Genomic DNA, 12993 nt, shown 5'->3' with positions numbered 1-12993 from the left:
TTTTCCTGGGTGAAAGTTATAAAATGCTGGAAACCAGCAACTGGGTATATGGATGCTGGGGATCTTCAAGAACCTGGTCGGTAAGTCCATATTCAACCAAGCTTCCATGCTTCATGACTATCGTGATATCTGTAAGGTGGTTGATAACCCCCAGATCATGGGACACGATGATCATGGAAAACCCCATTTCCTGCTGCAATTCCTTGATCAAATCAAGAATTCTGGCCTGTACCGAAACGTCAAGCCCGGTAGTAGGTTCATCAAGGAGAAGCAGACTGGGGGAGGAAGAAAGAGCCTTGGCGATCTGAATCCTCTGCTGCTGACCACCTGAGAATTGTTCCGGGTAATCATCTATACGACTGCTTTCCATTTCAATACGATCAATGTAGCCAAGGGCAGCACTGCGAATCTTTTCATAGCGCCGCTCGCCTCCGCCGATAATTCTTTCCGCAATATTGCCGCCTGCTGAAAAGAGGAAATTGAGACCGAGTCGGGGATTTTGGTAAATCATGGACATCTCTTTGTTTCTCAGGCGAGACACCATCGAAGGAGGAGCCTTGAGGATGTTACAGGGGACACCATGGTCATCCATCAGACCGTTAAAATAGACTGCCCCGCCGGTGGCAGCGAGATCCTGGTAGATGAGTTGCAGGAGAGTGGATTTCCCACTTCCAGACTCACCGACGATACCAAGGATTTCGTTCTTTTCGACCGTGAGGTCAACACCATTGATAGCCACAACTGACTTGCAGACAGGACAGATGGCCCTATTATGTTTTGCACCGGTAAGTTCAAGGCAGCGCCCACAGGAGATGCCGTAAATTTTACTTAAGGAACGGACATCAAGAAACATGTTCTTCCCCCCTGTTCCCGTCACAGAATTCAGTGTCGCTGCAGAAGAAGTGCTTGTCACTCCCAATCCGGACTTCATCAAAAAAGACTCCCGATGCCCCACAGCGCTCACAGCAGATATTACCGAAGCTTTCAACCTTGAACTCCCGATCATCAAACTTCAGTGGTTTCACCTCAGTATAGGGCGGAATGGCATAGATTCTCTTTTCCCGGCCTGCCCCGAACAGTTGCAGTGCCGGACTGTTATCCATTCGTGGAATATCATATTTGGGAATGGGCGAGGGATCCATGACATAGTGACCGTCCACCTGTACAGGATAGCGGTTGCTGATCCGGCTGTCGCCAAACTGTGACGTGTCCTCGTAGAGAAGAACCCACAGTTTTGAATAATCTCCATCCCCATGCATCCTCTTCTGTTGTGCAGTGTCCGGCTCCACGGTGGTAAGTACCTCGGGATATGGGACCTGGAATACCAGGATGTGATCCTCTGTCAGTTCCTGTTCTGGTATCCGGTGCCGGGTCTGGATGATTGTAGACCGTGAAGTCTCGGTTACTGACTCCACCCCGGTCACCGAAGTGATAAAACCCCTCATGTTCACCGCATTCACAGAACCGTCACAGCCCTGATCAATCACCTTGAGGACATCCTGTTCGAGAATAATTGAAAGGGTTATCTGGAGCCCCCCTGTCCCCCATCCTCTGGCCACCGGCATTTCACGAGACGCAAAGGGAACTGTATATCCAGGCAGGGCAACGGCCTTGAGCAGTGATCGCCTGATTTCTTTTTTTGCGTCCTCATCCATAAAGGCAAAGGTCTGCTTATTCATCCGTCATCTCCTTTGCCCTCTCCAGTACATGGAGATCGGCCTGAAAAGTTACGTAGTGCGGGAGTTTAAAGTGATTGGTAAAGCCCATGGACTCAATACCGTCCACATGGTGAATAATGATTTCCGGATTGGAGGCAATGTCCACCCCTCCCACCGAATACCCCTTGTGATGCATGGCCATATCAAGGATTGACATGGCGATTGCCTTTGTCTCGTTAAAACCGAGGCAAAATCCAAACCCTGTGCTCAGACGAAGCTTGCCGTCACCGGGATCCCGGTTGAAGGAGCCGATGGATTCACAGGCCGTCACCCGGATCTCTCCGACCTTCACTTTTTTTCCAGTGAAGGGGTGGGTGAATTTCACCTCAATATAGCCGATACGTAAATCCCCGATGGTGGGGTGTACATCTCCGTAACCGCGCATTGAAGTATAGGCGAAGGCAAGCATGGCTCCGGTCTCCCCCCTGGACATGACCTGCATCAGACTGCTTCTGGTGTAAGGCGGTAAAGGGAATGAGCGGGAGACGTCATGGGGTGAATCTTCATGGTTGGGCAGCACAATCACCTGATCACGGAGACGCATGCTGTCAACCGCACTGGGGAGTGGCCCCGTCATGCTGTCTACCTTGAGGGAATTATCCTCCTCTTCCTGGAGATTGCCGTGAAAAAGGCGAATAACATAATCACAGGAGGGGCCCAGAATCTGACCACCCTCAATATCTTTAAACGCAGAAGAGATACGGCGAAGGAGCCGCATGCTCCCACAGTTCAGTGTTTCGGCGTCTCCCACCCGTCTGCAGGTGGATCGGTGAGCCCGCATGTAAAAGGCCGCCTCAAGCAGATCTCCTCCTGTTCGCCGGATGGCCTCTGCGGCAAGTTTTTCGCTGTACAAACCACCTTCACCCATTATCCGGTCACAGGAAAAGATAAGCCCTTTCTGCAGTTCTTTATCGCCAATTCCCTCTGCATGGTGAATCATGTCACGGAAAAAAGTTTTAGAAGAACGAATCGCTTCACTGCCGCCTTTAATAGCTACATAGCTCATAACAACTCCACGGAAGTCGTGCGGGGAAGAGCGCAGACAGTGTTGTCCAGCGAAAGAAAAAACAGATCAATCCCCAGGGGAAAGTCTTTGTTCTTTTGTGCCAGCCGCTTTAAAAAAACAGGAGGCACCGGCAGGGTCGTTCTCCTGCTTCCCTGAATGCCAGGTCCTCTGAGAAGTACCGGATTACCGTTTGCAAAGCTGTCGCAGCTGCAGATAAGGGTGGCACTGCGCTCGGGGTTCTGCTGGTCACCGTGTTGAGATGCAGTCAAGATGTCCGGATCCGGTTGATCGAGGAAGAGATAATCCGCCTCGCTTTCCTTCACTTCCGTGGTTCCGGTCATTGCTTTGATCATCGTCCAGTCGCCATCCGCCTGCTGAAAAAACCGTACTTCCGGATAGAGAAGTACGGAGGCAAGAGCCATCATGGCGGAATGGAAAAAAGGTTCTATCGGGAAAACGGTACCTGGCCTGGCCATGGCATTCAGGCAGCTACGAAAATTGATCCGGTTGAGCAGCTCAACATTTTGTTCTGTAATCATTCTTGAATTACTCCATTCACATCAAATCAAAAGAAACCCTGGATGCGGCGACCTGTCTGCCCTGCTGTTCAATAGCCTGCTCATGTATTTTTTTTCCTTTTTCTGCCAGACCATTGATAGCCTTGATTTCAACACCAGCCGTCCAGGCCCCGTCCAGGATGGCAATCTGGAGTGCAAGCTCCAGCTGTTCATCCAGAACCATGCCCCAGCCCTCAGCCCCGTTGACGCGGACAATGGCGCTACTGACCAGAAGTTCTCCGCCATAGAACAAACCCTGACTGACAGGATCCTCAATGGGCAGCATCATGGTCTGTGCGCTTGGCTGCTGAATGACCTGTACATCGCTGCAGGTTTCAATTAGCCGAACCAGGGAAAAAAGTTCATCGCAACCAACCTGCTGCAGCAAAAAGGGAAGTGACTCTCGCTCCATTTTCCAGACTCCTCAAATAAATTTTGCCCTGATTCCGGCACTGAGCTTATCGATCAACCACACTGTGAGCACAATAATGATAATAATGGTTGTCACATCCGCATTCTCAAAGGCACGTACTTTATCAAAGAGATAGAATCCTATGCCCCCGGCTCCAACAAACCCGAGAATGGAAGCACTGCGCACATCCGATTCAAAACGATAGAGGACCATGGAAATAAAATGAGGCATGGTCTGCGGTAGTACGGCATAGACAATAATTTTCGGGAAACTCGCTCCCGTAGCAGTCAGTGCCTCAACCGGCCCGGGATCAATGGCCTCATTTCCCTCGGCAAGGAGTTTACAGAGCACGCCTGCGGTATGGACACCAAGGGCCAGAATACCAGCCATCGGTCCCAGTCCCACGGCCGACACAAAGAGCAGGGCCCAGACGATTTCGTTAATAGAACGGAAGACATTGGCCACCAACATGGCGATGGTGTAAAGAATCCGCCGCAACCCCCTGGCCAGGATACCTCTTCCCGGGATAAGAATTTTCAAAATATTTCGTGAGGCCAGAAGCGACAGAGGAAAGCCGACGGCAATGGAAATAAAGAGGGCTACCACTGCCATTTCTATGGTCTCAAGCATGGCCTTGAGGTAAAGCCTGATATCATAGACGATAAAGGAGGGTGGAAAAAAACTGGATCCCTCTATATCAGGATTGCCGACAATGTAGGACTGCATGTGACTCCAACCGTCAATCAGTGAACCGACACTCATCTCGGTGTTCAACCAGCTTGTTGAATATACAGCACTTATCAGCACTAGGATGAGAAGATTTTGCCACTGGAACGGAGATGATTTTTTCTGTAAATACTCCGGTGTGATTTGTAGTGATGTCATAATGCTCAGGTGTCAGAGGATAGTAACTCTGCCATACTCCGGAGGGTAAATCCACAGAGCATGGCAGAGGAGAAGGTCTGTTACTTATTTGCAACCCGTTCCTTCAATGCCTTTTTCAGAGCTATCAGTTCCCTGATTCCATCGTAGAGCTTGTCGTCAGCTTTCTGGAAACCTGAGATCTTCAATTTCTCCAGGCCGTCTTTATCCTGATAGGAGATAAAGGCCTCCTGAATGGCCTGCTTCAAAGAAGCCGGCAGGTCAGCGCGTGCCGCCATGGGGGAACCGGGGATGAGGTCGGATGTCCAGATAATGTTAAAGTCATCCTTGTTCCAGTGGGTACCCAGGCCACGATCAAAATCGAGGTCATTTGTGGAGGCACCATCAACCTTGCCAGCTTTAACAGACAGAATGGAGGCCTCGTGACTTCCTGAGTAAATGACTTTGCCAAAGTACTTCTCTGGACTGATGTTAATGTTATTGAAGTAAACAGTGGGCACCAGGGTGCCGGAGGTCGAGTGAGGATCGGTGAAGGCCCACTTTTTTCCTTTCAGGTCATCAAGGCTGTTCAGTCCAGAACCTGCCTTGGTAATAATATACCCGTGATAACCGGCCACACCGCTCTGCCCTACTTCAACCACCAAGGCTTCGGCACCCGCACGTATGGCGGCTTCGCAGTAGGACTTGGGACCAAGGTAGGCAAGGTCGATATGACCATGCTGCATTCCGGTTATAACTCCGGCATAGTCTCCTGCCACCTGCAGTTTGACTTTAATGCCCAGCTCTTTTTCCAGATGCTGAACCAGGCCCCCGAAGCTGTCTGACATATTACGGGACGAGGCAACCGGTATGACCCCATAGGTAAGGGTTTCCGGCCATCCCTCTTTTACCGCGGCAGATGCAGTCGTCAGCGTTGCAAGGGTAAAGAGCACCATCACAGTCATTATTAATCTTTTCATTTTCCTGTTTCCTCTTTGTATTGTTATTCTTTCCGCGTTATGCGGCTACTGGTACTTTAGCGAAACGCTCTTCCTCCCATGGGCTGCTTTGCACTCCACCATGCGTTTTGTCCACAATTGAAGCTATGTCGAACTCACCCCCCATGGGCCTGTTGTTGTCATAGATTGCTTCCAGGGTACTTCCTTGCAGTGCATGGGTTGAACCATCATAGGAAATAGATCCCGAAGCCACCCCGACAATGCGATCACAATATTCGCGTGCGAAATCCAGATGATGGAGATTACTGATGATCGTTACCCCATAAGTCTCATTTACCTTGCGTAGAACATCCATCACCTGGACCGCACTTTTGGGATCAAGAGCAGCAACTGGCTCATCAGCCAGCAGGACTTTCGGCTCCTGTGCAAGTGCTCTGGCAATAGCTACCCGCTGCCGTTGCCCGCCTGAAAGCTCATCACAGCGTTTCATAGCCAACTGTTCAATGCCGACGATCTGCATATATTCATGGGCCTTTTCCAACTCTTCACCACTATAAAGCTTGATCAGCGAACGCCCCATGGGGAGATCCTTCAGCATACCGCACATCACATTATGGAGAACTGAAAGTCGATTAACAAGGTTATACCCCTGGAAGATAAAGCCTATCTGAGAACGCAACAGCCGTAGTTCCCGTTTGCTTATTGAAGAAAGGTCATAGCCAAAGACCTGATAGTTACCCTGAAGAACCCGAATATTTCCGATAATTGACATAAGGAGTGTGGATTTACCAGCACCAGATAGTCCTATCACCCCCAGAAATTCCCCTTTCCCCACATGGAGAGTGAGATTTTTGAGAATAGGAATATTCGAGTAACCCAGGTTCACTGACTGAAGAGATATCATTGGTATTTTCCTTTATTTAAAGAGTAACCGGCCAGACGGTAAAATCAGGATTTCCGCCCGGCCGGTCAGAAGGAGAAAACTGATTCGAAATAATCGAACCATGAATCAGAAATGGAACTTACAGGGGGATTGTTAGGATAGGATTAATTCGGCATTTCAATTTGATTAGAAAGAAATGAGAAAAAGATTTGGAATACTGAGTAGATGCAAAAAAAAACAAAACAAATTTTGATACCAACTGGATGGATGGTCAGTAGATGCTCGCGGTTGTAGCTTTAGGTTCGGCCTCTTAGCTGGTACTTTTCCAAAAAAAGAGAAGAGGCCCTGAAAAATTGAACAAGCCATAGGTAAATAATTTTTGGTCTCTACTACTGCCAACTCCCCCACCGCATAGGCCCCAGCAATTATTCTTTGTAAAACATCCCTAACTTGCGCCTGCGCTTCTCCAGGATATCTCCACTATTCTTCCAAAGAGCCAGCAATTCCATTAGTTTTTTCTGTTTTGTGACCTCATTCCAGGAAAGAATTGCGGGGTGGGGTTCCGGGGTGGCATCAATATTAACTTCAGGAAGACGCAGCAGGTAGGTGTCAGCTCTGACATCAAGGAGAATTTGGGCAATTCCAAGATCTGCAATTGCCCGGGCTGTGGCAGCATCACAACGGAAGAGAATTGAAAATCCACCACGATATGGATTGCTGCGATTTATAGCTCGCAATACCTGACAGCCCCAGACTTCCAGCTGATCGACAAAAGCCTGCAGAATTTCTTTATCATCACTATTATCCATCCTGCCGTGGTCCCCCTGTACGCGCCTTTTTACTACCCCAAAACACCAATAGGCTCCAGGAGAACACTCTCCAGGAGCCTATTAGCTCAGATGAAAAGTTTTGGGCTATTCCCGATTTCTAAACATTGCATTTGAGCCGGGGTGGTGCATCTCATCTTCCATCTCCATTGTATGGCATACGGCACATCCCTTATCTGCCGCAATGGGATAGGGGCTGTTTTGATACTGCATCGGCTGCAGTGTACCAATCACCTTCCCATAGGCATTTACAGACGGATAAAGAGAATGTGGTTGACCGTGGCAGGAACTGCATAAAACCACAGCAGCCTCGCCCATACGGTTGTGAAACAAACCTGTTCCATCTTCAGTCCAGGTATTAAAGGCAGTATCGGTTTCAGGAGGATGAAAATCAACATGACAGGTTAGACAATCTGGTTCCATTATCCATGGACTGCGAGGATTCACCTCGGCAATCACAGTCTCTCCTTTGCTCTCAAGAAGCGAGAGAAGGCTCTTCGCCTGACCGGTATCACCTTCCTGTTTCAGGAGACTTGCGGCATGATCAGCCAGAATACCATGACAATTGCTGCAGGAAAGGTCCAGCTGTTTGTGAATACCATCATAGGAGTGACTGGCGCCGGTATCACTTGATGAGTGACAGAGCACACAACTATTCCCCCCCTCCTCAACCAGAAATCCAGCATGATAGCCGTGTATGGATGCGGAGAGGCTTAACAGTCCAGGTTTACTCTCTGTTCCACGACTGAAATCACCGTGACATGACGAACAGACCACTGTTTTCCCATCGGCGAAATCTGCACTTAAGTTGGTATTACTCTTTCTGTCATGGGATGCAAGAATACCGGAAGCAGTCTCTCTGGACATACCGCTTCGCCCACCCTGACGCCATTTTCCACCGTGACAATTTCGACAGCCAAACTCCGTTGCAACACCAATTTTAGCCTGAGTCGTCGCAACAACCTTTCCGTCCACCGTTGCCTCAAGCTGAGCAATAAAAAATGGCTGGTAGGGTTTCAATGGAGTTGGGATTTCAGCAAGTGCTGTTTCAAAATATCCATCCTGCGCCTCCATTGCTCCTTCAACCACACCTTTTCCGGTCTCTATCGTATAGCGAACGGTGGTATTTTCCATAATCAGACTGGGGCTTGCATCACGGAAAAACAGTTGCGCGCGAAGGACAGGAGCACCATAGGAGAGATCAATCCCGGATTCTTCAGGCTCAGAATAGAGGATATTGCCCAGTGTGGCACCCCCAAGCAATACATATTCGGAGGTTTCAGGATCAAATGGTGACGGAGTCACAGCCACTGGAGTGATTTTCGGAGCCGTGGGAAGAAAACCGGGGATCAAACCAGCGGTAAGATATTCGGCAAGAACCGCAGCTTCCTCACTGTTGCCTGCAAAAGGTGGCATATAAGGATTTGCAGTTCCCATGCTTAAAATAAAAGCTTCCATACCCTGGGGCGTAAAACGTCTGGCAAGGGGAAGGATATCATTAAGAGGCCCGCCCGTTGAATGGCAGGGGAGACAAAGAATCTTGTTCAGTTCCGCACCGGCGGCCATCCTGTTCTCGGGAGTAATAATTTTGTTTTCTACCCAACGAGCACTTTGCAAAACACCCTTTTTCTGAACTTCCGGCATATCAGCCTTCAGAATAGCGGTCGAGTACATATAGTTGTGAATGATAAAGGGCCTGCGGCCACCTTCACGTATAAACTCAAAGCTTCCCATATAGAGAAGTCCCAGAAGGAGCAGAACCCAGGCTACTGGACGACGCACCGCCTGAGGACGAAAAGCAGCAAGAATCAGGCCGCCCGCAAAGAGTATTGGTGAAAGAAAGACAAACCCGGAGAGAAAGGGTTTCATCTCTGGTGACTTGACGAAAATCATCTCCTGCTGAGCAGGTGGCAGGGCCGCTTTATACCACATGGCAGACGCCAGGAGCAGAACAAGGGGAGCCATAAGCCAGAGACCGCAGTAGCGCACCATTTTATGCCGCATTTCCGGATCTTTCAGATTCACACTGGTAATAAAACCAAACAGTCCGGCAATCATCAGTGCCAGAAAGGTTCTGAAAAAGAGTGCCGGCCAGAAGGTTGGGTTGAAAAATCCCGACCAGAAATTCCCATTATTCAGCCACTCACCTGGAGTGAGCATAAAATCAATTACACCGTTAATGACAAAAAGGGACATCCAGGCACAGCCAAAATAAATCCATCCAAGAATCAGATGATTTCTGGAACTGATCTTGTTGAAATAATAATAATAGAGCAGCAGGGAAACAATTTCACCGAAAAAAAATACCCATTCGGTGGCCCAGCCAAAGACAAAAATATGAATAAGCGAAGAGGTTGCAGCGGGACTAAGAAGTGCAATGGTAAACCAGATTGCAACGCCTGTAAGCCCACCAAATACCATGGAAACCAACAGAAAAACTCTGGAATGTTTCTTAGTGTATTCAAGAATTGCAGGAGAATTTTCACGCAAACCCTTCAGCTCGGTGAGAACAAGAAAAAGTCCGCCACCCACTGCAAAATGCGCCACATACACGTGGACAACAGCAATAAGAGCAATAAGCGTACCACCACCAAAGGCATCGAGTAGCCATACCGGATAATTCATGAGCGTGCCTCCTTATCGGTAAGAACCAGTCGAATCATGTACCAGACACAGGCCAATCCTCCTGCAAAGACAAGCAGGAAAACAATAAGCGGTGAATACTGAGGAACAACTTCAAGATCAGATGTCTTAAACCAGGGTGCCAGGGTAAGTCGTCGCGCAAATTCACGTACCAGTGTCATACAGAAAAGTGACCCCATAAGATAATACACTGCCAGGCGGACCTCATGTCTCATCCCATATATCAATGAGAATATTGCGGCAATGATCCCCAGAATAATAAAAATAAGAAAAAAAGCGCCGCCATCTCCCCCCAGTGATCGGACAGATGCCGGAAGAGTTCCCCAGTACCAGGAACCGATGCCGACATTAAGCATCGTTGCTCCCGCAAACCAGTTCATCCCGACGGCTACCCCCTCCTCTGCACCAGCTTCTCCTTTACGTTTTTTTAAATCATAATAGAGTCCAATTGACAGACCACCCACAGCGACTGCGCCCAACACAGAGTGCAGGAAACGAGGCACCAGACTTGGGTCAGAAAATATCAAGAGAGTTCCTTGGGCATTACTGAAGTAGGCAGGCCATGCCTCAACATTTGTCATAAGGGACATATTGGAAGTAAAGATAAAGGATACTACCAAAAGAATTCCTGCTATAAATCCGGTGAGAACAGTGCGGAAGCCAGTCAAGCGATCAAAGTTCAGGCTATAGATATATGTGCCATAATAGGCCAATATCAACAATACGAAAATGGACAACCAGTAAATGGCCATCAGAACTGAGCTTGCATAAATAAAATGGCCATAAAGGACCTGAACAAAGAGAAGCGGTGCAACACCAAAGTTCACGGCAAAGGCGACAGTGAGGGGAAGTTTTCCGGAAATACGCTTATTGATATCCGTCGACTTCCCTGTGGCATGTCTGAAAAAAACAATAACTGAACAACCAAGAAGGATATTCATCACCACCAGATGAAGAAAAAAGGTAACGGTGAGAAGAACCTGAAACCAGCCCCATGGAACCTGGAGCACATCGGGCGTTGGGATTAACTGGGCTACATCCATTGGCGCTACCTCCTGTTTATTCTGCCTGGATACTAGATATTAAGAAAATATTCTAAAACCTTCACAACTTATTCATTGTATGAATTGATTCCGATAAATGCAAAAACAAAATAAAGAGAGGGGGGAGGAGTCTTGCATAAGATCCTTTTCGCCAGACAGTGCACCAGAAGAAAAGAGGGCGCACGCCACGCCTAAAACCTTTAAATTTGGCCAGTTACGGTGACTCAAATTGAGAACTGTGCTTAAAGTGCCCCGTAACTCCCAAAGGCACTTTAAGTGTCCACAGGTCTTCTTCCAAGACAGAGGAATTAACCAACAGCAGCCTTTGCTGCAACAAGCGCAGCATCATAATCAGGCTCTTCACTGATCTCTTTCACATACTGGACGTAGGTGACCGTCCCTTCCCGGTCAACCACAAGAACAACACGACTGAGGAGACGCAACTCTTTAATCAAAGCACCATAGGACTCACCCATGGATGCATCCCGGTGATCGGAAAGGGTCTGAACCGCCTCCACACCTGCAGCCCCACACCAGCGCCCCTGTGCAAAGGGAAGATCCATACTGACGGCAAGGATAGCAACGTCCGTACCAAGAGCAGCCGCCTCACTGTTGAAACGTCGGGTCTCAGTGTCACAAACCGGCGTATCCAGGGAAGGCACCAGGGTTATAATCAGCACCTTACCCGCAAAATCAGCCAGGGATGCTGGTGACAGATCATTCTTAAGGAGAGTAAAATCAGGTGCTTTATCTCCTACTTTAACCTCTGTACCAATTAAGGTTAGAGGATTACCTAAAAATGTAGCTTCTCCAATACGTTCACTCATGATTTCACCTTTTAGAGTAGGATAAATGGTATACTGAACCGACACGTTCAGTATAAATAAATTTCATGTTACTCAATCTAGTTTTAATAATCATTACCATAAAAGTCAAATAAAAAGACCAGAGCTTATTGTACATTCAATTTTTGGTTCAAAATTTTGTAACCTTTGACATTGGTGGACGTTATACAAGCAAGGTGAATAGGTTTAGAGAGTTTTATAACGACAATAAAGGTCGTTTTTTTTGGTATCTTCTCTGCCGAAGTGGTGATTACGACCTGGCAGCAGATACCATGCAGGAGAGCTTTGCCAGGTATCTGGAACGATATGCTCAACGGGAACTCAGTGTATCGCTGCTTTTTACCATTGGTCGTAATCTCCTCAACGACAACAGCCGCAAACGGCGAATTATTATCCCGTATGATGAAAACAAGCATAAAGGAAGGTCTGATGAAGAGTCTGCCTACATGGAACGGGAGGAGTCACGCAGAGTGATGAATGCCATACAGCAGCTTGCTCCGGATGAGGCTGATCTCCTTTCACTCGTTGTAAGTAGTGGTTTGTCCTATCACCAAATCGCCGAATTGACAGGTACCAGTGAGGGCAATATAAAAGTTAGAATTCATCGCTGCCGGCAAAAGTTGAAAAAAATTCTTCATACAGGTGAGACATGAAAGATTATCTGATCAGTATGTTCATTGACAATGAACTGGATCTTGACGAAAAAATAGATTTTGTGCAGACAGTGCATAATGAACAAGCGTTTAAAAATGAGGCTATAGATCTCCTTGAACAGGAAAAACTGCTGCACGCTGAAATAGTCCATACGACTCCACTGACCAGTATCCCTGTGGAAACGGAGCCGACAAAACGTGTTTTTCTCCCGTGGCTCCGACCGGCTGTACTGTTTTCAGCCGGAATCGCTCTTGGAATAGCCCTTCTGCTTATACAGCTGAGATCCATTCCTTCACCGACACCCATAACTGTGGCAAGCACAGAGATTCCGTATCGATTTGTGATCTATAGACCAGAGGCAAAGCAGGCTGCTATTATCGGGACCTTTACTCGCTGGCAAACGGTAGCTATGAAGCCAATCGGAAATAGTGGCTACTGGAGTCTGACTCTTACCCTTCCCGAAGGGGAATATCAGTACAGTTATCTTGTTGAAGAGGGAAAACAGATTACAGACCCAACCGTTTCTGAACGGGTACAGGATGATTTTGGCGGGGAAAACTCCCTTATAACAATCAAGGTATAAAT

Annotated in this window: 14 protein-coding genes; 2 read left to right on the top strand and 12 right to left on the bottom strand. The window is 48.0% G+C overall.

Going from position 1 to position 12993, the window contains the following annotated elements:
- Positions 1 to 16 precede the first annotated feature (16 nt).
- From UWK_RS07630 to tpx, 12 genes are all read right to left on the bottom strand, one after another.
- A complete protein-coding gene (locus UWK_RS07630) occupies positions 17 to 853 on the bottom strand; it encodes an ATP-binding cassette domain-containing protein (protein WP_015403785.1) in 837 nt (278 codons plus the stop codon).
- Complete coding sequence (locus UWK_RS07625; protein ID WP_015403784.1) at positions 843 to 1679, bottom strand: alpha-D-ribose 1-methylphosphonate 5-phosphate C-P-lyase PhnJ; 837 nt, start codon at positions 1677 to 1679, stop codon at positions 843 to 845. Before UWK_RS07625 ends, UWK_RS07630 begins: the two co-directional genes overlap by 11 nt.
- Complete coding sequence (locus UWK_RS07620; protein WP_015403783.1) at positions 1672 to 2724, bottom strand: carbon-phosphorus lyase complex subunit PhnI; 1053 nt, start codon at positions 2722 to 2724, stop codon at positions 1672 to 1674. The genes UWK_RS07625 and UWK_RS07620 overlap by 8 nt, the downstream gene beginning before the upstream one ends.
- Positions 2721 to 3263, bottom strand: coding sequence for a phosphonate C-P lyase system protein PhnH (gene phnH / locus UWK_RS18395; RefSeq protein ID WP_015403782.1), 543 nt, complete (start codon positions 3261 to 3263; stop codon positions 2721 to 2723). The genes UWK_RS07620 and phnH overlap by 4 nt, the downstream gene beginning before the upstream one ends.
- 16 nt (positions 3264 to 3279) lie before the next feature.
- Positions 3280 to 3693, bottom strand: a complete 414-nt coding sequence (locus UWK_RS18390; protein ID WP_015403781.1) for a phosphonate C-P lyase system protein PhnG — start codon at positions 3691 to 3693, stop codon at positions 3280 to 3282.
- A gap of 12 nt (positions 3694 to 3705) precedes the next feature.
- The gene (phnE, locus tag UWK_RS07605; RefSeq protein WP_015403780.1) at positions 3706 to 4578 is read right to left on the bottom strand and encodes a phosphonate ABC transporter, permease protein PhnE; all 873 of its coding nucleotides are present in this window, start codon (positions 4576 to 4578) and stop codon (positions 3706 to 3708) included.
- An 80-nt stretch (positions 4579 to 4658) separates the two neighbouring features.
- On the bottom strand, positions 4659 to 5534 hold the full coding sequence (gene phnD / locus UWK_RS07600) for a phosphonate ABC transporter substrate-binding protein (protein ID WP_015403779.1): 876 nt from the start codon (positions 5532 to 5534) through the stop codon (positions 4659 to 4661).
- 37 nt (positions 5535 to 5571) lie between these two features.
- A complete protein-coding gene (gene phnC / locus UWK_RS07595; RefSeq protein ID WP_015403778.1) occupies positions 5572 to 6417 on the bottom strand; it encodes a phosphonate ABC transporter ATP-binding protein in 846 nt (281 codons plus the stop codon).
- 404 nt (positions 6418 to 6821) lie between these two features.
- Positions 6822 to 7205, bottom strand: a complete 384-nt coding sequence (locus tag UWK_RS07590; RefSeq protein ID WP_015403777.1) for a hypothetical protein — start codon at positions 7203 to 7205, stop codon at positions 6822 to 6824.
- 105 nt (positions 7206 to 7310) lie between these two features.
- Positions 7311 to 9848, bottom strand: a complete 2538-nt coding sequence (locus UWK_RS07585; RefSeq protein WP_015403776.1) for a cytochrome ubiquinol oxidase subunit I — start codon at positions 9846 to 9848, stop codon at positions 7311 to 7313.
- On the bottom strand, positions 9845 to 10909 hold the full coding sequence (locus UWK_RS07580) for a hypothetical protein (RefSeq protein ID WP_015403775.1): 1065 nt from the start codon (positions 10907 to 10909) through the stop codon (positions 9845 to 9847). The genes UWK_RS07585 and UWK_RS07580 overlap by 4 nt, the downstream gene beginning before the upstream one ends.
- Before the next feature lie 308 nt (positions 10910 to 11217).
- Positions 11218 to 11736, bottom strand: coding sequence for a thiol peroxidase (gene tpx, locus UWK_RS07575; RefSeq protein ID WP_015403774.1), 519 nt, complete (start codon positions 11734 to 11736; stop codon positions 11218 to 11220).
- Between the two features lie 194 nt (positions 11737 to 11930).
- On the opposite strand from tpx, the gene UWK_RS07570 reads away from it, so the two are divergent.
- Positions 11931 to 12407, top strand: a complete 477-nt coding sequence (locus UWK_RS07570; protein ID WP_167320728.1) for an RNA polymerase sigma factor — start codon at positions 11931 to 11933, stop codon at positions 12405 to 12407.
- On the top strand, positions 12404 to 12991 hold the full coding sequence (locus UWK_RS18385) for a glycogen-binding domain-containing protein (RefSeq protein WP_015403772.1): 588 nt from the start codon (positions 12404 to 12406) through the stop codon (positions 12989 to 12991). The genes UWK_RS07570 and UWK_RS18385 overlap by 4 nt, the downstream gene beginning before the upstream one ends.
- Positions 12992 to 12993: the final 2 nt, after the last annotated feature.

This window comes from Desulfocapsa sulfexigens DSM 10523, assembly GCF_000341395.1.
GTDB classification, from domain to species: domain Bacteria; phylum Desulfobacterota; class Desulfobulbia; order Desulfobulbales; family Desulfocapsaceae; genus Desulfocapsa; species Desulfocapsa sulfexigens.
The sequence above is the reverse complement of the archived record's forward strand: the minus strand, read 5'-3'. Positions and strand labels throughout refer to the sequence as shown.